The following is a 20,495-nucleotide window of genomic DNA, read 5'->3' on the forward strand; positions in this document are numbered from 1 at the left end:
CGGTCCGCCGCCTATGGCTAAGCGCTTGCTCAGACTAAGTTACCGGTCGGTCAATCTGGCTGTCCAGAGCGGAGCCGCCGCGGGTGGAGTGGGGTGGCTCACCCGCGTGGCCGACGGCGGTCGACGTGCCGCCTCCGTCCGGTCGCACCGCCCTGCCGCCCGCACGGCCGGGGTGCCGCGCGGCGTCCGCCCCACCGCCCGACGCCGCCCCGCCGGATGAGCCTGCGCCGCCGCTCCGCTCCAGGGTGCGCGGCTCCGGGGTGCGCAGCGCGAACCACAGCTCCATCCGGACGTCCGGGTCGTCCGCGTCCCGGTCCAGGAGTGCCGCGGCGCGGGCGATCCGCTGGCGCACGGTGTTGCGGTGCACCCCCAGGGCGGCTGCCGCGCGGTCCCAGCTGCCGTGGTGCGCCAGCCAGGCCCGCAGCGTCTCGCGCAGCGCGGGGGAGAGCGGGCCGAGCAGGGCCTCGGCGTGGGCGCGGGCCTCGGCCTCCCCGACCAGGCCCGCGAAGCCGGTATCGGTGTGCCGGGCCAGCGGGGTGCGGGCCGCCTCCGCGCGCCGGAGGGCCCGCTCGGCCTGGGCGCCGGCGGCCGGCAGCGCGTCCGGCGCCGCCGGGGCGCTCACGCCCAGCCGCCAGCCGGGCTGCGCGCCGGGCTCCCGCTCGGTCAGCAGGCGTACGCCGCCCTCGTGCGGGTCCAGCAGTACGGCGCCCAGCGCGGCCGCCAGGGCCCGCGGGTCCCCGGTGCCGCGGGCGTGCACGGCGTACCACGGCCCGGCCGCCAGGGCGGCGGCCGGATCCCCGTCGAGCAGCAGCCGGGTCAGGGTCGCGGCCTCGACCCCGGCGGGCCGCTCGGCGGTGAGCAGGGTCAGCAGTACGGCGGCCACCGAGGCCACGGTGTGGTCGCCGGGCGTGCGGGCCGGGGTCGCGGTGCCCAGCGCGGCCCGCCCGGCCAGGGCGTAGGCGGCCAGGTGGTGTCCGCCCGCCCGGTCCGTCGCCGTGGCGGGCCCGCCCTCGCGGCCGACCCGGGCCAGCAGCGCGGACAGCGCCTCCCGGGCGAGGGGCGGCAGCTCCGGGCCCGCCGTCCGGCCGCCCGGCCACAGGGCGACCGAGCCGCCCAGGCTCGCGGCGAGCCGGGCCAGCACCGCCGGGACCGGATCGGGCCGGGCCGCGGCCGCCGCCAGGGCCTGCTGGGCCTCGGTGGTCCGGCGCAGCTCCCGGGTCCGGGCCTCCGCGGTCAGCCGCCCCACCGCGCGGGCGACCGCCGAGAAGGGGGTCCGCGGGGGAACCTCCAGCAGCGGCAGCCCGTGCCGGGCGCAGGCTTCGACCAGTGCGGCCGGGACCTCCTCGTGCACCGGGGCCACGCCGAAGCCGAGGGCGGCCGCCCCCGCCCCGGCCAGCCGGGCCACGTACCCGTCGGGGTCCTCGGCCGGGCCCGCCCCGGCGGTCAGCAGCAGCTCGCCGCCGAGCAGGTAGGGGGAGGGGTCGGGCATCTCGGAGGCGTGCACGCCGTGCACCCCGGCGGCGGCCGGTCCGGCCAGGTGGCGCAGGCCGAGTTCCCGGTCGGCGAGCAGCGAGGTGAGGGACACCGGCGGGGTGAACGGCTCACCTGCCGGTCCGTTGCCGTACTCCGGATCACGAGCAGCGGCAGCCATGGATACTCCGTACACATCAGCAGGGCCAGATGGATGAAACGTACACTCCCCACCCGCGTGTGGCGCACTTACGCTCGAAGGACCGCACACGTCAGGCCAGAGAAAGAGGCACAGCCATGAGCACGCAGCCGCGCGGACCCGTCGACTCCTCCCGCATCCCGCGCTACGCGGGCCCGGCGACCTTCGCCCGGCTGCCCCGCCTCGACGAGGTCGGCTCCGCCGACGTCGCCGTCGTCGGCGTGCCCTTCGACTCCGGCGTCTCCTACCGCCCCGGCGCCCGCTTCGGCGGCAACGCCATCCGCGAGGCCTCCCGCCTGCTGCGCCCCTACAACCCGGCGCAGGACGCCTCCCCCTTCGCCCTCGCGCAGGTCGCGGACGCCGGTGACATCGCGGTGAACCCCTTCAACATCAACGAGGCCGTCGAGACGGTGGAGGCCGCTGCCGACGAGCTCCTCGCGGGCGGCTCCCGCCTGATGACCCTCGGCGGCGACCACACCATCGCCCTCCCGCTGCTCCGCTCCGTCGCCAAGAAGCACGGTCCGGTCGCCCTGCTGCACTTCGACGCGCACCTGGACACCTGGGACACCTACTTCGGCGCCGAGTACACCCACGGCACGCCGTTCCGCCGCGCCGTCGAGGAAGGCATCCTCGACACCGAGGCCCTCTCCCACGTCGGCACCCGCGGCCCGCTGTACGGCAAGCAGGACCTCGACGACGACGCGAAGATGGGCTTCGGCATCGTCACCTCGGCGGACGTCTACCGCCGCGGCGCCGACGAGGTCGCCGACCAGCTGCGCCAGCGCATCGGCGACCGCCCGCTCTACATCTCCATCGACATCGACGTCCTGGACCCGGCGCACGCGCCCGGCACCGGCACCCCCGAGGCGGGCGGCATGACCTCCCGCGAGCTGCTGGAGATCATCCGCGGATTGTCCTCCTGCAACCTCGTTTCCGCCGACGTGGTCGAGGTCGCCCCGGCGTACGATCACGCGGAGATCACCTCGGTCGCGGCCTCGCACACCGCGTACGAGCTCACCACCATCATGAGCCGCCAGATCGCGGCGTCGAAGGCGAAGTAGGCCGAAGGCGAAGCAAGGCGAGGCGAAGCAAGAAGGGCACCGCACCCCGTGACGCACGACCACGACCTGGTACTCCGTCCCACCGCGGCCCAGACGGCCGCCGCGCTCGCGCCGCCGCCGGGGCGCACGGGCGGAGACCTGGTCGTGGAGACGCTGCGCTCGCTGGGCGCCACCACCGTGTTCGGACTGCCGGGGCAGCACGCCCTCGGCCTCTTCGACGCGGTGGGGCGCTCCGACCTGCGGCTGGTCACCCTGCGGGTGGAGAACAACGCCGGATTCGCGGCGGACGCGTACGGCCGGATCACCGGCGAGGCGGCACCCCTCCTGCTGTCCACCGGCCCCGGCGCGCTCACCGCCCTGCCGGCTCTGGCGGAGGCGGCGGCGGCCTCCGCGCCGGTGCTCGCCATCTCCTCCCAGGTGCCGGTCGCAGGCCTCGGCGGCGGGCGGCGCGGCCACCTGCACGAGCTGCGCGACCAGTCCGCGTCCTTCCGCGACGTGGTCAAGTCGGTCCACGAGGCGCGCACCGCCTCCCAGATCCCCTCGGTCGTCGCCGAGGCCTGGGAGTCAGCGCTCACGGCCCCGCACGGCCCGGTCTGGGTGGAGATCCCGGAGGACGTCCTGCAGTCGGAGACGATCGTCCCGCAGGTCACGGGCATGGACGCGACCCCGCACGAGCTCGCGCCCCGCCCGGAGCTGACCGCGCTGGCCGCCCACTGGCTGTCGCGGGCCTCCCGCCCGGTGATCATCGCGGGCGGCGGGGTCGTCCGCTCCGACGCCTCCGGCAAGCTCAGGCAGCTGGCGGAGCGGCTGGGCGCACCCGTGGTCACCACCTTCGGCGGCAAGGGCGCCTTCCCCTGGACGCACCCGCTGTCCCTCCAGTCCTGGCTGGAGGACCGCCACATGACGGACTTCCTGGAGGACGCCGACGTGCTCCTCGTCGTCGGCTCGGGCCTGGGCGAGCTGTCCTCGAACTACCACACCTTCTTCCCCACGGGCCGGATCGTCCAGATCGACGCGGACCTCGGCAAGCTGGAGTCCAACCACCCGGCCCTGGGCATCCACGCCGACGCCCGCCTCGCCCTCCAGGCGCTGCTGGAGACCGTGGACGAGCGGCAGGACGACCACGCCCCCGAGCGGGTCCGCATGGTCCTGGAGGACATCGCGGCCCGCCTCGCGGACCAGGACCTGGCCCTGGAGCAGTCCCTCCTGGCCTCGATCCGGACCGCGCTGCCGGCCCGCTCGCCGTCCTTCTGGGACATGACGATCCTGTCCTACTGGGCGTGGTCGGCCTTCGACGCCAGGCACCCCAACACCATGCACTCGGCCCAGGGCGCGGGCGGCCTCGGCTACGCCTTCCCGGCGGCCCTCGGCGCCTGCGTCGCGGAGCCGGGCACCCCGGTGCTCGCCGTCTCGGGGGACGGCGGCGCGATGTACTCGCTCGCGGAGCTGGCGACGGCCCGGCAGCACGATCTGGACGTCACCTGGCTGATCGTGGACGACGGCGGCTACGGCATCCTGCGCGCGTACATGACCGACGCCTTCGAAGGCCGCACCACGGGCACGGACCTCACCCGCCCGGACTTCGCCGCCCTGGCGCGGTCCTTCGGCGTCCCGGCGGCCACGACCACCCCGGAGTCGCTGACGGGTGACCTCAGGAAGGCCCTCGCCACCCCGGGCCCCTCGGTCCTGGTCCTCCCGGCCACCCTCAGGATGTTCGCCCCCACCCACCTCTGAACCCGTACCCGTCTGAACCCGTACCCGCGCGAAGCGGCCCCGCGACCCGGACGGACCACGAACCGGGGCTCCCCGGGTGCGCCGGAGGCGCCCGGAGTACACGTTCGAATGGTTGCGGCGGGATGAAATCCGCCGGTCGGGGCGTTCCCGCTTCCGGCAGGACAGGACCGAACGGGGAGGCCTACGTGGCGGCGGCACAGACAGCGGCGGGGGAGAAACGGGGCTGGGTCAGGCGGCTGGCCGCCCACACCTGGCGGTACAGGGCGAACGTGCTGCTCGCGCTCGGCTCCTCGCTGGCGGGGATGGCCGTCATGGCGCTCGTGCCGCTGGTCACCAAGGTGATCATCGACGACGTCATCGGGGACCGCTCCAAGCCCATGGGTCCCTGGGCGGGGATGCTCGTGGCCGCGGCCCTGCTCGTGTACGTGCTCACCTACATACGCCGGTACTACGGCGGACGCCTCGCCCTCGACGTGCAGCACGACCTGCGCACCGAGATGTACGACACCATCTCCCGCCTCGACGGGCGGCGCCAGGACGAGCTGTCCACCGGGCAGGTCGTCGGGCGCGCCACCACGGACCTGCAGCTGATCCAGGGCCTGCTCTTCATGCTCCCGATGACCATCGGGAACTTCCTGCTCTTCGGGATATCCCTCGGGATCATGCTGTGGCTGTCGCCGCTGCTGACCGTCGTCGCGCTGCTGATGGCGCCCGCGCTCTGGTTCATCGCCAAGCGCAGCCGCAGGAAGCTCTTCCCCGCCACCTGGTACGCGCAGAGCCAGGCGGCCGCGGTCGCGAGCGTGGTCGACGGGGCCGTGACCGGCGTACGCGTCGTCAAGGGCTTCGGCCAGGAGGATCAGGAGACCGGCAAGCTCCGCGAGGCCGGGCGCCGGCTGTTCGCCGGGCGGATGCGGGCCATCCGCCTCAACTCGCGCTACACCCCCGCCCTCCAGGCCGTGCCCGCGCTCGCCCAGGTCGCCATGCTGGCCCTCGGCGGCTGGATGGCCACCGAAGGGCAGGTCACCCTCGGCACCTTCGTCGCCTTCTCCACCTACCTCGCGCAGCTCGTCGGCCCCGTCCGCATGCTCGCCATGGTCCTCACCGTCGCCCAGCAGGCCCGGGCCGGCGCGGAGCGGGTCTTCGAGCTCATCGACACCGAGCCCGCGATCCGGGAGGGCGTACACGAACTGCCCGCCGACGCGCCCGCCACCGTCGAGTTCGAGGACGTCCGCTTCGGCTACGACCCCGAGCGGCCCGTCCTCGACGGCTTCTCGCTGTCGGTGGCGGAGGGCGAGACCGTCGCCGTCGTCGGCGCCTCGGGCAGCGGGAAGTCCACCGTCTCCCTCCTCATGCCGCGCTTCTACGACGCCGACCGCGGCACCGTCCGCATCGGTGGTCACGACGTCCGCGAGCTGACCTACGCGTCCCTGCGCGGCGCGATCGGCCTCGTCCCCGAGGACTCCTTCCTCTTCTCCGACACCATCCGGGCGAACATCGCCTACGGGCATCCCGGCGCCACCGACGAGCAGATCCGGGCCGCCGCCCGCGCCGCCCAGGCCGACGGATTCGTCCGGGCGCTGCCCGCCGGGTACGACACCAAGGTCGGCGAGCAGGGCCTGACCCTCTCCGGCGGCCAGCGCCAGCGCATCGCCCTGGCCCGCGCCATCCTCACCGACCCCCGGCTGCTGCTCCTCGACGACGCCACCTCCGCCGTGGACGCCCGCGTCGAGCACGAGATCCACGAGGCCCTGCGCGCCGTCATGGCCGGCCGGACCACCCTGCTGATCGCCCACCGCCGCTCCACGCTCGCGCTGGCCGACCGGATCGCCGTGCTGGACCGCGGGCGGCTCGCCGAGATCGGGACGCACGAGGAGCTCCAGAAGCGCTCGCCGCTCTACCGCAGGCTGCTGACCGACCCCGACGCGCTCGGCGCCGGTTCGCCGCGGACCCCGGACGCCCTCGCGATGGCCGAGTTCGAGAGCGAGCTCGACCGCGACCTCGAACGCGACATCGAGCTGGAAGCCGAGATCGACTCCGAGCCCGTCAACGCCAAGCGCAGGGTCCCCGCCGGGATCACCCCCGAGCTGTGGCGCCGACGTGAGGAGCCGGACACGGCGACCGGCCCCGGCACCGCCCCCGCCGCCGGTGCGGGGGTGCCCGGAGCCGGCCACTCGATGGCCGGTGCGGTGGCCGGGACGCCCGCCACTCCCGAACTGCTCGCCCAGGTGGCCGCGCTGCCGCCCGCCGACGACCGGCCCGACGTGGACGAGACCCGCGCGGCCGCCGCCGAGGACAGCTATGGGCTGCGCCGCCTGCTCAGGGGGTTCTGGGCACCGCTCGCCATCAGCCTCGCCCTCGTGGCCGTGGACGCGGGATCCGGACTGCTCCTGCCGATCCTGATCCGCCACGGCATCGACCAGGGCGTGGAAGCGGCCGTGCTCGGCGCCGTCTGGGTGGCCGCCGGGCTCGCCCTCGCCGTCGTCGTCGCCCAGTGGGCCGCACAGTTCGCCGAGACCCGGATGACGGGCCGCACCGGCGAGCGCGTCCTGTACTCCCTCCGCGTCAAGATCTTCGCCCAGCTCCAGCGGCTGGGGCTCGACTACTACGAGCGCGAGCTGACCGGCAAGATCATGACCCGGATGACCACGGACGTGGACTCGCTGTCCACGTTCCTCCAGACCGGGCTGGTCACGGCCGTCGTCTCCGTCTTCACCTTCTTCGGGATCCTGATCGCCCTGCTCGTCCTGGACGTCGAGCTCGCGCTGATCGTCTTCGCGACCCTCCCCGTCCTGGTCGTCGGGACGATCGTGTTCCGCCGCAGGTCGGTCGCCGCCTACGAGCTCGCCCGCGACCGGGTCAGCCTGGTCAACGCCGACCTCCAGGAGTCCGTCTCCGGCCTGCGCATCGTGCAGGCCTTCCGCCGCGAGGGCTCCGGCGCCACCCGCTTCGCCGAGCGCAGCGACTCCTACCGGCAGGCCCGGGTCCGCGGCCAGTGGCTGATATCGGTCTACTTCCCGTTCGTCCAGCTCCTGTCCTCGGCCGCCGCGGCCGCCGTGCTCATCGTCGGCGCGGGCCGGGTCGAGGCCGGGACGCTCACCACCGGCGCCCTCGTCGCGTACCTGCTCTACATCGACCTCTTCTTCGCCCCGGTCCAGCAGCTCTCCCAGGTCTTCGACGGTTACCAGCAGGCCACCGTCTCCCTCGGCCGCATCCAGGGGCTGCTGCGGGAGCCCACCACCACCCCGCGGCCCGCCGCCCCGCGTGAACTGCCGGAGCTGCGCGGCGAGATCGCCTTCGAGAACGTCCGCTTCCAGTACGGGACGGCCGCCGAACGCGGCGAGAAGGGCGACGCCCTGGCCGGGATCAGCCTGCGCATACCCGCCGGGCAGACCGTGGCCTTCGTCGGCGAGACCGGGGCGGGGAAGTCCACGCTGGTGAAGATGGTGGCCCGGTTCTACGACCCGACCTCCGGGCGGATCACCGCCGACGGCACCGACCTGCGGGAGCTCGACCTGACGGAGTACCGCCACCGGCTGGGCGTCGTCCCCCAGGAGTCGTACCTCTTCCCGGGGACGGTTCGCGACGCCATCGCCTACGGTCGGCCGGACGCGAGCGACGCCGAGGTGGAGGCCGCGGCCCGCGCGGTCGGCGCCCACGCCATGATCGCCACCCTGGACGGCGGCTACCTGCACACCGTCGCCGAGCGCGGCCGCAACCTCTCCGCGGGCCAGCGCCAGCTGATCGCGCTGGCCCGCGCCGAGCTGGTCGACCCGGATGTGCTGCTGCTGGACGAGGCCACCGCCGCCCTCGACCTGGCCACCGAGGCCCAGGTCAACCGGGCGACGGACCGGCTGGCGGGTCGGCGCACCACCCTGGTCGTGGCGCACCGGCTGACCACCGCCGCGCGCGCCGACCGGGTCGTCGTGATGGACCGGGGCCGCGTCGTCGAGGACGGCCCGCACGCCGACCTCCTCGCGCTCGGCGGGCGGTACGCGGAGCTGTGGCGCACCTTCGTCGGGGAGGACGAGCACGCGGCGGCCTGAAGGGCAGGGCCCCCGGGTCAGAACTCGCCGAACAGCAGGTTCCCCGGGGCGTCCTCGTCCTCGCCGGTGTAGTAGTCCCGTACCGCGCCGAGGAGTTCGTCCACGGTCAGGGTGCCGTCCCCGTCCGCGTCGATCCGCCGGAACAGCGCCTCGGTGTGGGCGGGGCTCAGGTTCGTGTCGAAGGCCTCCTGCGCCCGGTGGAACTCCTCCGGGCTGATGCGCCCGTCGCCGTCGGTGTCCACGATCGTGAGGAGCGCCCGCATCATCGGGCGGAAGGAGCGGTCGTAGGCCGGCCCGCCCTGCGCGTACAGCCGGGTCATGCCCAGCTTGTACTCCTCGGGCGTGACCTTGCCGTCGCGGTCCAGGTCCAGCTCGGTGAAGAGGTCCTGCCAGAAGTCGGCCAGCCCGCCCATCACGAGGGCGGCCCTCGGCGAGTCGGCCGGCTCCGCGAGGGCGGTCAGCAGCCGGGAGCCGAGCGCGATGATGTCGTCGGCGTCGATCACCCCGCTCCGGTCGGCGTCCAGGTGCGTGAAGGCGCGCTCCAGCTTGCGGTCGAGCAGGTCGTTCGTCATGTGAGTGCCTTTCACGGCTCCGTCCGCCCCCGGCTCTGCGGACACGTTGTGCGGGCTTGCGGTCACCTAGCGTAATGTCCCGGTGGGTTGCGAACTCCCCCGTTCCCGCCGGGGAGTTGCGGATGCACCCGTACGAGCGAGGGGCGGACCGGGGCGGGACGGGTCCGGTCCTTGGGGGCGGCAACCTTTCGCGGCGTCCGGGCGTCGTACGTGCGTGCGCATGTGCGTCGTGCGTACGACCGATCGGGGGACTGGATGGTGAACGGGCTGAGCGGGCGGGGCCGTCGGGCCGCGTCGTTGGGAGCGCTCACAGCGGCCCTGTGGCTCTGCGTCGGCGGGCTGTTCGCCGGGGCGCCCGTCCGGGCCGCCGGCGGCTGGTGTGCAGGCCGGCTGGTCCGGACGGTGCCCTTCGAGGCGGGCGAGCTGCGCGTCTACAAGAGTCGCAGCCGGGCCTGTGCGATGGCCGTGGCCCGGACCGCCGGAGAGCGGCGGCGGATGGCGGTGAGCATCCAGCCGCGCGGCGGCGCACCCGTGCGCGACGGCGGACGGTTCACCCGGCATGCCGGGCCCGTCACCGTGGGGGCGATCAGCCGCTGTGTGTACGTCAAGGGGAACGTGGGAGCCGGCTCGGCCGACTCCGGCTGGATCCTTTGCTGACGGACAGTCCCAACTGAGTCTGTTCAGAAGCGTGTTGGCCCCGCTAGGTTCACGGCGACCGAAGTGAACCCAAGGGGAGGGCGAATGCGCAAGACGCTCGGATGGCTGCTGTCGCTCGTGGTGCTCATCGGCACCATGGGTGCGGCCGGATCCACGGCTCAGGCGGCCACCGCCGCGGGGCCGGCGGCCGCCGCGGACATCAAGGACCAGATCCTCGGCATTCCCGGGATGAGCCTGATCGAGGAGAAGCCGTACCCCGGCTACCGATTCTTCGTGCTGAACTACGAGCAGCCGGTCGACCACCGGCAGCCGTGGAAGGGCACCTTCACCCAGCGCCTGACCCTGCTGCACAAGGACGTCTCGCGTCCTTCGGTGTTCTTCACCTCCGGCTACAACGTCAGCACCAACCCGCGCCGCAGCGAGCCGACGGCCATCATCGACGGCAACCAGGTGTCCATGGAGTATCGGTTCTTCACGCCCTCCCGGCCCGCCCCGGCCGACTGGGCCAACCTCGACATCTGGCAGGCCGCCAGTGACCAGCACCGCATCTTCACCGCCCTGAAGAAGATCTACAAGAAGAACTGGCTGGCCACGGGCGGCAGCAAGGGCGGCATGACGGCGACGTACTACGAGCGCTTCTACCCGCACGACATGGACGGTGTGGTCGCGTACGTCGCGCCCAACGACGTCGTCGACCAGCAGGACTCGGCCTATGACCGGTTCTTCGCCAAGGTCGGCACCAAGGAGTGCCGCGACAGGCTGAACGCCCTCCAGCGCGAGGCCCTCGTGCGCCGCGAGCCGCTGGAGGCCAGGTACGCGGCGGCCGCCGCCGAGAACGGCTGGACCTTCACCACCGTCGGCAGCCTGGACCGGGCCTACGAGGCCGTCGTGCTCGACTACGTGTGGGCCTTCTGGCAGTACAGCCTGCTGGCCGACTGCGGCTCGATCCCGGCCGCGGCCACCGCCACCGACCAGCAGATCTGGGACTCGATCGACGCGATCTCCGGCTTCTCCGCCTACACCGACCAGGGCCTGGAGACGTACACGCCGTACTACTACCAGGCGGGCACCCAGCTCGGCTCCCCGAACATCAAGCAGCCGCACCTGGGCAACCTGAGCCGCTACGGCTACCAGCCGCCGCGCAACTTCGTGCCCCGCGACATCCCCATGACCTTCCAGCCGGGAGCCATGGCGGACATCGACCGGTGGGTGCGCGACAACGCCCACCAGATGCTGTTCGTGTACGGGCAGAACGACCCGTGGGGCGCCGAGCCGTTCCGCATCGGGTACACGGCGCGCGACAGCTACGTGATGATCGCCCCGGGCGCCAACCACGGCGCGAACGTCGCCAAGCTCATGGACGGCGAGAAGGCCCTGGCCACCGCCAAGATCCTCCAGTGGGCCGGGGTCGCCCCGGCCGCCGCGCTCGCCGATCCGGGCCGGGCGGCACCGCTGGCCGCCCCGGACGCCGAGCTCGACCTGCGCGACCTGGAGCGTGAGCCCCAGCTGCGCCCCTAGCCCCGGCCGGTGGGCGGTGAGGGCGTGCCCTCCGCCGTGTCGGACCTCGGACGCCGGATGCCCCGTCTCGGGTCCGCGTCTCAGGTGTCGAGCGTCAACCCGTGGCCCAGTGGGTAGCGGCCCGGTACCGGAACGGGCAGGCGGCCCTCGGGCCGGGCCGCCCCGGTGAGGACCCGGGCCGCCGCGCGCATTTCCGCGTCCCCCCAGGAGTACGTGGCCAGCTCCGCCGCGCAGGCCGGCAGGCGGGCCGAGTCGTAGGGATTGCGGAGCGCCACCAGAATCACCGGGACACCGGTGGCGAGCAGGTCGGCCACCAGGGTGCGCTGCGTACCGCCCTCCTCCGGGACGTTGTACGTGCACACCAGCACCGCCGCGTGCCCCGGCGCCGCGGCGGCCGCGCGCGCCGGCGCCACCGCCGCGGCCCGACAGCCCAGCGCGGTCAACTCCCGGGCCAGCACGACCGTGGGCGGTCCGGTGCCGGCGGTGGGGGAGACCGGATCCGTTCCGGTGACCAGCAGTCGGGGCGCGGCCCCGGCGTCGAGCGGCACCAGCCCGCCGGGGTTCGCCAGCAGGGTCGTCGTGGCGGCCGCGATCCGGTCGGCGGCGTCGAGGTGCCCGCGCACGCCGACGGTCGCCTCCACCGCCTGGGCCGAGGGACGGATCTCGTCGAACAGGCCCCGACGGGCCTTCAGCTCCAGGATCCGCAGCACGGACTCCTCGACGCGGCTCTCGGCCAGCTCGCCCGACGCGACGGCCGCCATCACGCTGCGGTGGGCCAGCGGCAGGTCCGGCGGGTTCAGCAGCTGGTCACAGCCCGCCAGGAGAGCCAGTACGGGCACGCGATCGTCGCCGTACTTCTGGCGGACCCCGGCCATGTCCAGGGCGTCGGTGACCACCACCCCCCGGAAGCCCAGGCGTTCGCGCAGGATGCCGGTGACGATCGGCCGGGAGAGGGTCGCCGGGTCACCCGAGGGATCCAGCGCGGGGAAGACGATGTGCGCCGTCATGACCGCGTCGACGCCGGCCTCCACCGCGGCCCGGAAGGGCGGCTCGTCCAGCTCCTCCCAGGCGGCGCGGGTGTGCCGCATGACCGGCAGCCCGACATGGCTGTCGGTCTCGGTGTCGCCGTGACCGGGGAAGTGCTTGGCGGTGGCGGCCACGCCGGCGCCCTGGTAGCCGCGCACCTGGGCCGCCACCAGCTCCGCCACGGCCTGCGGGTCGGAGCCGAAGGAGCGTACGCCGATGACCGGATTGGCCGGGTTGACGTTGACGTCGGCCACGGGTGCGTAGTCCTGCCGGATGCCCATGGCGGCGAGTTCGGCACCCGCGATGCGGGCGGCGCGCCGGGCGTCGGCGGCGGAACCGGAGGCGCCGAGGGCCATCGCCCCCGGGAACAGGGTCGCGGGCTTGCCGATACGGGCGACGGCACCGTGCTCCTGGTCGGTGGAGAGCAGCAGCGGGATCCGGGAGCCGGTGGTGAGGGCGGCCTGCTGGAGGCCAGCCGAGAGCGCCGCGATCTGCTGCGGGGTCCGGGTGTTGTGGGCCCAGGCGAAGTAGACGATCCCGCCCAGGTGGTAGCGGGACACCAGCTCGGCGGCGGTGCGCACGCCGAACTGCGCCCGGTTCTCCTCGGCGTCGGCCGGGTCGGGATCGGTCGCGGAATGCCCGTAGGCCCGGCAGACGAAGAGCTGGCCGACCTTCTCGGCGAGGCTCATGCGGTCGACGGCGTGTCGCAGCCGGGCCGGGTCGGGCCGGCGGCCCGCGGGTTCCTCGGGGTTGCGGGCGTCTACGGCGGCGGTCCGGGCGGGCCCCGAGGTGGCGGCGACCGCCCCCACGGCCGTGGCGGCGGCCGCGGCGGCCGCGGCGAGCAGGTTCCGGCGGGAGGCGTGGTTCGGCACGGGCCGGACCCTACCCCTGCCGTCCGGGCGGGGCCGGGCGTGTCGGGGCGTGTCGCCCCGCCGGTGCGGGCGGTCCGCCGGCCGGGGGACCGCCCGCACGGGGGGCCGACGCGGCCCAGTGCTCCTGGAGGGTGCGGACCGTCTCGGTAATGGCCGGGCGGCGGGCGGCGCCGGTCCGCCAGAGGGCGTACAGCCTGCGGACGGGCCCCGGCTCCAGCGCGACGGCCACGGCCCCCGGAGGCAGCACGCCGGTGCCCAGCCGGGGGACGACCGCCACCCCGAGACCGGCCGCGACCAGGGCGACGATGGTGTGGTTCTCCTCGGCGACGTGCACGATGTCCGGCTCGAAGCCGGCGGTGCGCAGCGTCCGCATCAGCCAGTCGTGGCAGACCCTTCCGGGCGGCTGGCACACCCAGCGCTGACCGCCGAGGTCGGAGCGCCGGACGGTCTCCCGGGCGGTGAAGGCATGCCCGGCCGGCACCACCAGGTCGCAGCGGTCGTCCCCGATCAGGGCCTGCTCCACCCCCTCGGGAGCGGGCAGCGGGGCGATGTCCCAGTCGTGGGCCACGGCCAGATCGGTGACGCCGCGGGCCACGAGGTCGACGGACAGGTGCGGGTCGACCTCGGTCAGGCGTACGTCCAGGGCCGGGTGACGGCGGGCCAGATCGGCCAGCACCCCCGGCAGCAGGCCGCGCGCGGCCGAGGCGAACGCGGCGACCGTGAGCAGCCCGCTCGGCCGGCCGCGCCGCTCCTCCAACGTGGTCTCGGCGCGCTCCACGATCGCCAGCAACTCCCGTGCGGTGTCCGCCAGGTGGCGGGCCTCCTCGGTGAGGGCGACCCCGCGTCCGCGCCGCTCCAGCAGGGTGGTGCGGGTCTCCCGTTCCAGCTTGGCGATCTGCTGCGAGACGGCGGAGGGGGTGTAGCCGAGGGCGGCCGCCGCGCCCGCGACCGAGCCGTGGACGGAGACGGCGTGCAGTGCGCGCAGCCGGGCGAGATCGAGCATGCCCCCATGCTATTCGTCAGCGATGCTTCATCCATGGATGAAGAGATCCGTGCTGGTGCTACACGGTCGGGCCGGTCGATGCTCGGTTCATGCGTCCCGTACACACCGCACTCGCCGTGCTCGTCGCCGCCGTCTGGGGTTTCAACTTCGTGGTGATCGAGGTCGGACTCGACCACTTCCCGCCCCTGCTGCTGTCCGCGCTGCGCTTTCTCGTCGCCGCCCTGCCCGCCGTGTTCTTCGTCGGGCCGCCCAAGGTCGCCTGGAAGTGGATCGTGGGGGTGGGGGCCGCCCTCGGCATCGCCAAGTTCGGACTGCTCTTCACCGGCATGGACGCGGGCATGCCGGCCGGGCTGTCCTCCCTGGTCCTGCAGGTCCAGGCCGTCTTCACGGCCGTCCTGGCCGCCGTCGTGCTCCGGGAGCGGCCGGGCCGGGCAAGGGTGACCGGGATGGCCGTGGCGCTCGCCGGGATCGTCGTCGCCGCCGTGGACGGGGGAAGCTCCGGGCCGGTGCTCGGCTTCACGCTGGTCGTGGCGGCCGCCGCCTGCTGGGGCGTCTCCAACGTGCTGACCCGCAAGGCATCCCCGCCCGACGCGCTGAACTTCATGGTGTGGGTGTGCACCGTGCCGGTGCTGCCGCTGCTCGGGCTGTCGCTGCTGCTGGAGGGGCCCGAACGCGACCTGGCCGCGCTGCGGGCCCTGGACTGGTCCGGGGCGGGCGTCATCGCCTACGTCGCGTGGGTCTCGACCGTGTTGGGCTTCGGGGCCTGGGGCTACCTGCTGCGCCGCTACCCGGCCTCGGCGGTGGCACCGTTCAGCCTGCTCGTACCGGTCTTCGGGATGTCATCGGCCGCGCTGTTGCTGGGGGAGCAGGTGTCGGGCCTGCGCTGGGTGGCGGCGGTGCTGCTGGTGGGCGGGGTGGCACTGACGTCGCTGGCCCCCGCACGGCCGGGGCCCCGTACGGCCGCCCGCGCGCCGGTCGGCGGGGCCGTCAGCGCGGCGAGCCGTCCTGCAGCGGCAGACGCCAGTCCTGCCCGATGAGGGAGACCCCGTAGGAGCGGTGCGGGCGCTCGGCGACCAGGGTGAAGCCCGCCCTCAGGTAGAGCCCGCGGGCGTCGGTCAGCACGTCGTTGGTCCACAGCACCAGCTCGCGGTAGCCCACAGAGCGGGCGAAGGAGACGACCGTGTCGACCAGCAGGCTGCCGATGCCGCGGCCGCGTCCCGCCGGGTCGACCAGGAGCAGCCGCAGCCGGGCGGTGCCGGGTGCGCCCTCCTCGCGTACGCACATCACCGAGCCCACCGGCCGTCCGTCCAGCTCGGCGATCCAGACCCGTTCGAGGTACGGGTCGTGGTCCTCGGCGAAGTCGGCGACGATCCGGGCCACCAGGCCCTCGAACGAGGCGTTCCAGCCGTACTCGGCGGCGTACAGCGCGCCGTGCCGCTGGACGATCCAGCCCAGCTCGCCGGGTGCCGGGTCGCGCAGGAGCAGGCCCTTCGCCCCGGGGTCCGCAGGTGCCTGGGGTGCCGCGGGCGTGTCCATGGCGCCCGAGGATAGCGCGCGGGGCGGTCCGGGGGGACGCCCCGCGCGCGCCGGACCGCCCGGCCCGGGCGGGCGGTCCGGGGCGGCTACTTCCTGTCGCCGCCGAGGACCTGGCCCAGCAGGTCGCCGAGGCCGCCCCCGCCCGCGGGGGGCGCGCCGGGGGCTCCTCCGGCGGGCGTGCCGGCGGCCCGGCCGGAGGCGGCGCGCTTGGCGAACACCGCCAGCAGGACCGGGATCAGCAGCTCGACGACCCGGCTGACGGTGGCCGCGGGGATGCCGGTCTTCTTCGCGACGGCGTCGGCCACGGGCCGGCTCAGCCTGGCCAGCACCCCGGCCATTCCGCCGCTCAGCAGCCCGCCGAGACCGCCGCCCAGCGTGGACACGCCCTGCAGCGGGGGCTCGGCGACCTCGGCGAGGGCCCGGCGGACCTCCGCGCCGTCCGCGTCGTCGGCGTCGGCCTGCTGCCGGAGGCCGCCGGTCATCGCCCCGACCGTGGTCGTCACCGTGTCGCGCGCTCCGGCGGTGTCCGTGCCGAGCAGCGAGGCGATCTCGTTCAGCCGGTCGTCACCGAGCTCGCCCAGCACGTCGTCCTGCAATGAGGATTCGCTCATGCCTGAAACGCTACGTCCGTACCGATTTGCCAGCACCTCGGACAGGCGTTGGGTAACGGAAATATAAAGGTGGGACTCCGGATGCAACCCTGCGGTGGGGGTCGAGGGTCGTAGGGTGCGTCGGGACTTTCGGGGAGGGATCCGGGGGGATCGGGAAGTCCGACACGGGAGGGGTAACCGTGAGGGGGTCCGGCCGCAAGGCGGGACCCCCTTCGCGCTGTCCGAGGCCTCGTCCACAGGCCTGACGGGATGTCGGCGCGGCCCGGTAGTTTCGGGTCATGGAAACGGACGGGGTACGGGCGGCGGTGCAGCGGGCGGTGGTCGAGGGCGTCCTCGAACGCATCACCTACGCCAACGAGGAGAGCGGCTACACCGTCGCCCGCGTCGACACCGGCCGCGGCGCCGGCGACCTGCTCACCGTGGTCGGCTCCCTGCTGGGCGCGCAGCCCGGCGAATCACTGCGCATGGAGGGCCGTTGGGGCTCCCACCCGCAGTACGGCAAGCAGTTCACCGTGGAGAACTACCGGACCGTCCTGCCGGCCACCATCCAGGGCATCCGCCGGTACCTCGGATCCGGCCTGATCAAGGGCATCGGACCCAAGATCGCCGACCGGATCGTGGAGCACTTCGGGACCGGCACGCTCGACGTGATCGAGGCCGAGCCGAAGCGCCTGATCGAGGTCCCCGGGCTGGGGCCCAAGCGGACGAAGCTGATCGGTGCCGCCTGGGAGGAGCAGAAGGCCATCAAGGAGGTCATGGTCTTCCTCCAGGGCGTCGGCGTCTCCACCTCCATCGCCGTGCGCATCTACAAGAAGTACGGCGACGCCTCCATCTCCGTCGTCAACAACCAGCCCTACCGTCTCGCCGCCGACGTGTGGGGCATCGGCTTCCTGACGGCGGACCGCATCGCGCAGGCCGTCGGGATCCCGCACGACAGCCCCGAGCGCGTCAAGGCCGGACTGCAGTACGCGCTGTCCCAATCCGCCGACCAGGGCCACTGCTTCCTGCCCGAGGAGAAGCTCATCGCCGACGGGGTCAAACTGCTCCAGGTCGACACCGGGCTGGTGATCGAGTGCCTGGCCGAGCTCGCCGCCGACCCCGAGGGGGTCGTGCGGGAGTCCGTGCCGGACCCGCAGGGCGGGCCCGACCCGCTGACCGCCGTGTACCTGGTGCCCTTCCACCGGGCCGAGCTGTCCCTGGTCGGGCAGGTGCGCCGGCTCCTGCGCGCCGAGGACGACCGGCTGCCGTCCTTCCAGGACGTGGACTGGGACAAGGCCCTCGGCTGGCTCGCCGGGCGTACCGGGGCCGCGCTCGCCCCCGAGCAGCGGGAGGCGGTCAGGCTGGCGCTGACCCGCCGGGTCGCCGTCCTCACCGGCGGGCCCGGCTGCGGCAAGTCCTTCACCGTGCGCTCCATCGTCGAGCTGGCCCGGGCGAAGAAGGCCAAGGTGGTGCTGGCCGCGCCCACCGGACGGGCCGCGAAGCGGCTGTCGGAGCTCACCGGGGCCGAGGCCTCCACGGTGCACCGGCTGCTGGAGCTCAAACCGGGCGGGGACGCCGCGTACGACCGGGACCGGCCGCTGGACGCCGACCTGGTCGTGGTCGACGAGGCCTCGATGCTGGACCTGCTGCTGGCCAACAAGCTGGTCAAGGCGGTGGCCCCGGGGGCCCACCTGCTGCTGGTGGGGGATGTGGACCAGCTGCCGTCGGTGGGCGCGGGGGAGGTGCTGAGGGACCTGCTGGCCGAGGACGGCCCGGTGCCCGCGGTGCGCCTGACCCGGATCTTCCGGCAGGCCCAGCAGTCCGGCGTGGTCACCAACGCGCACCGCATCAACACCGGGCTGCCGCCGATCACCGACGGGCTGCCGGACTTCTTCCTCTTCCCCGAGGAGGACACCGAGGCGGCGGGCGTGCTCGCCGTGGACGTGGCGGCCCGCAGGATCCCGGCCAGGTTCGGCCTCGATCCCCGGCGGGACGTCCAGGTGCTCGCACCCATGCACCGCGGCCCGGCGGGCGCCGGGAACCTCAACGGGCTGCTCCAGCAGGCGATGACGCCGGCCCGCCCCGACCTGCCGGAGAAGCGCTTCGGCGGCCGGGTCTTCCGGGTGGGCGACAAGGTCACCCAGATCCGCAACAACTACGAGAAGGGGGCCAACGGCGTCTTCAACGGCACCGTCGGGGTGGTCGTCGGCCTGGACGCGGACGAACAGCGCCTGACGGTGCGGACGGAGGAGGACGAGGAGATCGGCTACGAGTTCTCCGAGCTCGACGAGCTGGCCCACGCCTACGCCGTCACCATCCACCGCTCCCAGGGAAGTGAATATCCCGCCGTGGTGATCCCGGTCACCACCGGGGCTTGGATGATGCTCCAGCGCAATCTGCTCTACACGGCGGTGACCAGGGCGAAGAAGCTGGTCGTCCTCGTCGGGTCCCGAAAGGCTCTCGGTCAGGCCGTGCGGACCGTTTCCGCAGGTAGGAGGTACACGGCGGTGGCGGCGCGGCTCTCCGGCCGCATACCGGTGGGAAACATCACCTAAATGATCGATCATTTGGGGTTCCCGCCGCCGTTCGGAGGGGGCAGGATGGACAAGTTGGCGGCACTCAGTGCCGTCGGAAGGACCAAACGCCGACCCCGAGTGCACTCTCCTGCGCCAAATGGGGGAAGGTAGAGGCAGTCAGGGCACCTCGAAGAAGAGGCACTACGTCGGTGAGGGATGACGTGAGCGACAACTCTGTAGTACTCCGGTACGCGGACGGCGAATACACCTACCCGGTGGTGGAGAGCACCGTCGGCGACCAGGGCTTCGACATCTCGAAGCTGCGGGCCCAGACCGGGCTCGTGACGTTGGACAGTGGCTACGGCAACACCGCCGCCTACAAGTCCGCGATCACCTACCTCGACGGTGAGCAGGGCATCCTGCGCTACCGCGGCTACCCGATCGAGCAGCTGGCCGAGCGTTCGTCCTTCATCGAGGTGGCCTACCTGCTGATCAACGGTGAGCTGCCCACCGTCGACGAGCTCGCGTCCTTCCGCAACGAGATCACCCAGCACACGCTGCTCCACGAGGACGTGAAGCGCTTCTACGACGGCTTCCCGCGCGACGCCCACCCGATGGCCATGCTGTCGTCCGTGGTCAGCGCGCTGTCCACGTTCTACCAGGACAGCCACAACCCGTTCGACGAGAAGCAGCGCCACCTCTCGACGATCCGCCTGCTGGCCAAGCTCCCGACGATCGCGGCCTACGCGTACAAGAAGTCGGTCGGCCACCCGGTGGTCTACCCGCGCAACGACCTCAGCTACGTCGAGAACTTCCTGCGCATGACCTTCTCCGTGCCGGCTCAGGAGTACGACCTGGACCCGGTCGTCGTCTCCGCGCTCGACAAGCTGCTGATCCTGCACGCGGACCACGAGCAGAACTGCTCCACCTCCACGGTGCGCCTGGTCGGCTCCTCGCAGGCGAACATGTTCGCCTCGATCTCCGCCGGCATCTCGGCCCTGTGGGGTCCGCTGCACGGTGGTGCCAACCAGTCCGTCCTCGAGATGCTGGAAGGCATCAAGAACGACGGCGGCGACGTCGACGCCTTCATCCGCAAGGTGAAGAACAAGGAGGACGGCGTCCGCCTGATGGGCTTCGGGCACCGCGTCTACAAGAGCTTCGACCCCCGGGCGAAGATCATCAAGGCGGCGGCGCACGATGTCCTCTCGGCGCTCGGCAAGAGCGACGAGCTGCTCGACATCGCGCTCAAGCTGGAGGAGCACGCGCTCGCCGACGAGTACTTCGTCTCGCGCAACCTCTACCCGAACGTGGACTTCTACACCGGTCTGATCTACCGGGCCATGGGCTTCCCCACCGAGATGTTCACCGTGCTCTTCGCGCTCGGCCGCCTCCCGGGCTGGATCGCCCAGTGGCAGGAAATGATCAAGGAGCCGGGTTCCCGCATCGGGCGCCCCCGCCAGATCTACACGGGCGAGGTCCTGCGCGACTTCGTTCCCGTCGAGGCCCGCTGACCCGAGGCCCCAGGGTGCCCCGCCGAGCCGCGCGGCACCGCCCCAGGCACACGAGAAGCGCCCCGCCGTCGATCCCCCCACGGGTCGACGGTCGGGGCGTTTCCCATTCCCCCCGAAACGGATTCCCCCCACGGGACCCGGATCGGGGCGTCCTTGAGCCGGGACCCGTTCGGGTCGGGAGGGCCGC

Annotated in this window: 13 protein-coding genes and 1 pseudogene; 8 read left to right on the plus strand and 6 right to left on the minus strand. The window is 73.4% G+C overall.

All coding sequences use genetic code 11. The annotated features are described in order from the left end of the window. Positions 1–34: 34 nt before the first annotated feature. A complete protein-coding gene (locus AW27_RS21530; protein ID WP_063890606.1) occupies positions 35–1,651 on the minus strand; it encodes a PucR family transcriptional regulator in 1,617 nt (538 codons plus the stop codon). A gap of 116 nt (positions 1,652–1,767) precedes the next feature. Between AW27_RS21530 and speB the strand changes: the two genes are divergently transcribed. From speB to AW27_RS21545, 3 genes are all read left to right on the plus strand, one after another. Then, complete coding sequence (speB, locus tag AW27_RS21535; RefSeq protein ID WP_030840481.1) at positions 1,768–2,730, plus strand: agmatinase; 963 nt, start codon at positions 1,768–1,770, stop codon at positions 2,728–2,730. A gap of 48 nt (positions 2,731–2,778) precedes the next feature. After that, entirely contained in the window at positions 2,779–4,464 is a 1,686-nt protein-coding gene (locus tag AW27_RS21540) for a thiamine pyrophosphate-binding protein (RefSeq protein ID WP_037923542.1), read from the plus strand. A gap of 185 nt (positions 4,465–4,649) precedes the next feature. Then, positions 4,650–8,507: an ABC transporter ATP-binding protein gene (locus tag AW27_RS21545; protein WP_037923543.1), complete on the plus strand. Its 3,858-nt coding sequence runs from the start codon at positions 4,650–4,652 to the stop codon at positions 8,505–8,507. A gap of 17 nt (positions 8,508–8,524) precedes the next feature. Here AW27_RS21545 and AW27_RS21550 read toward each other — a convergent pair whose 3' ends face one another. Continuing rightward, positions 8,525–9,079 (minus strand): EF-hand domain-containing protein, encoded by a 555-nt coding sequence (locus AW27_RS21550; protein WP_037923544.1) that lies wholly within the window; start codon positions 9,077–9,079, stop codon positions 8,525–8,527. Positions 9,080–9,334: 255 nt separating this feature from the next. On the opposite strand from AW27_RS21550, the gene AW27_RS21555 reads away from it, so the two are divergent. Together AW27_RS21555 and AW27_RS21560 are read left to right on the plus strand one after the other, a co-directional pair. Then, positions 9,335–9,736, plus strand: a complete 402-nt coding sequence (locus tag AW27_RS21555) for a hypothetical protein (protein ID WP_037923545.1) — start codon at positions 9,335–9,337, stop codon at positions 9,734–9,736. Between the two features lie 84 nt (positions 9,737–9,820). Next, positions 9,821–11,254 (plus strand): S28 family serine protease, encoded by a 1,434-nt coding sequence (locus AW27_RS21560; RefSeq protein WP_037923547.1) that lies wholly within the window; start codon positions 9,821–9,823, stop codon positions 11,252–11,254. Positions 11,255–11,334: 80 nt separating this feature from the next. Here the strand turns inward: AW27_RS21560 and AW27_RS21565 are convergent, their stop codons facing one another. Then, positions 11,335–13,152 carry a glycoside hydrolase family 3 protein gene (locus AW27_RS21565; RefSeq protein WP_037924312.1) on the minus strand — a complete coding sequence of 606 codons (1,818 nt, stop codon included), beginning with the start codon at positions 13,150–13,152 and terminating at the stop codon, positions 11,335–11,337. 10 nt (positions 13,153–13,162) lie between these two features. After that, positions 13,163–14,155, minus strand: coding sequence for a LysR family transcriptional regulator (locus tag AW27_RS21570; protein ID WP_052030847.1), 993 nt, complete (start codon positions 14,153–14,155; stop codon positions 13,163–13,165). Between the two features lie 89 nt (positions 14,156–14,244). Here AW27_RS21570 and AW27_RS21575 point away from each other — a divergent pair, with 89 nt between their 5' ends. Beyond that, complete coding sequence (locus AW27_RS21575; RefSeq protein ID WP_037923549.1) at positions 14,245–15,192, plus strand: EamA family transporter; 948 nt, start codon at positions 14,245–14,247, stop codon at positions 15,190–15,192. Here the strand turns inward: AW27_RS21575 and AW27_RS21580 are convergent. Further along, positions 15,143–15,634: pseudogene (locus AW27_RS21580) on the minus strand (GNAT family N-acetyltransferase); the annotation flags it as partial. The gene AW27_RS21575 and the pseudogene AW27_RS21580 sit on opposite strands and share 50 nt — an antisense overlap. Before the next feature lie 143 nt (positions 15,635–15,777). Next, on the minus strand, positions 15,778–16,302 hold the full coding sequence (locus tag AW27_RS21585; RefSeq protein ID WP_052030851.1) for a DUF937 domain-containing protein: 525 nt from the start codon (positions 16,300–16,302) through the stop codon (positions 15,778–15,780). 278 nt (positions 16,303–16,580) lie between these two features. Between AW27_RS21585 and recD2 the strand changes: the two genes are divergently transcribed. Both recD2 and AW27_RS21595 read left to right on the plus strand, forming a co-directional pair. Then, positions 16,581–18,836, plus strand: a complete 2,256-nt coding sequence (gene recD2 / locus AW27_RS21590; protein WP_052030853.1) for an SF1B family DNA helicase RecD2 — start codon at positions 16,581–16,583, stop codon at positions 18,834–18,836. 182 nt (positions 18,837–19,018) lie between these two features. Beyond that, positions 19,019–20,308: a citrate synthase gene (locus tag AW27_RS21595; protein ID WP_037923550.1), complete on the plus strand. Its 1,290-nt coding sequence runs from the start codon at positions 19,019–19,021 to the stop codon at positions 20,306–20,308. The last annotated feature ends 187 nt before the right edge of the window (positions 20,309–20,495 follow it).

It is taken from the genome of Streptomyces sp. PCS3-D2 (assembly GCF_000612545.2).
Taxonomy (GTDB): domain Bacteria; phylum Actinomycetota; class Actinomycetes; order Streptomycetales; family Streptomycetaceae; genus Streptomyces.

Coding starts and splice junctions, on each gene's coding strand:
- AW27_RS21585 (WP_052030851.1), bottom strand. CDS start 16,302: ATGAGCGAATCCTCATTGCAGGACGACGTGCTGGGCGAGCTCGGTGAC.
- AW27_RS21575 (WP_037923549.1), top strand. CDS start 14,245: ATGCGTCCCGTACACACCGCACTCGCCGTGCTCGTCGCCGCCGTCTGG.
- recD2 (WP_052030853.1), top strand. CDS start 16,581: ATGGAAACGGACGGGGTACGGGCGGCGGTGCAGCGGGCGGTGGTCGAG.
- AW27_RS21555 (WP_037923545.1), top strand. CDS start 9,335: ATGGTGAACGGGCTGAGCGGGCGGGGCCGTCGGGCCGCGTCGTTGGGA.
- AW27_RS21570 (WP_052030847.1), bottom strand. CDS start 14,155: ATGCTCGATCTCGCCCGGCTGCGCGCACTGCACGCCGTCTCCGTCCAC.
- AW27_RS21550 (WP_037923544.1), bottom strand. CDS start 9,079: ATGACGAACGACCTGCTCGACCGCAAGCTGGAGCGCGCCTTCACGCAC.
- AW27_RS21560 (WP_037923547.1), top strand. CDS start 9,821: ATGCGCAAGACGCTCGGATGGCTGCTGTCGCTCGTGGTGCTCATCGGC.
- AW27_RS21530 (WP_063890606.1), bottom strand. CDS start 1,651: ATGGCTGCCGCTGCTCGTGATCCGGAGTACGGCAACGGACCGGCAGGT.
- speB (WP_030840481.1), top strand. CDS start 1,768: ATGAGCACGCAGCCGCGCGGACCCGTCGACTCCTCCCGCATCCCGCGC.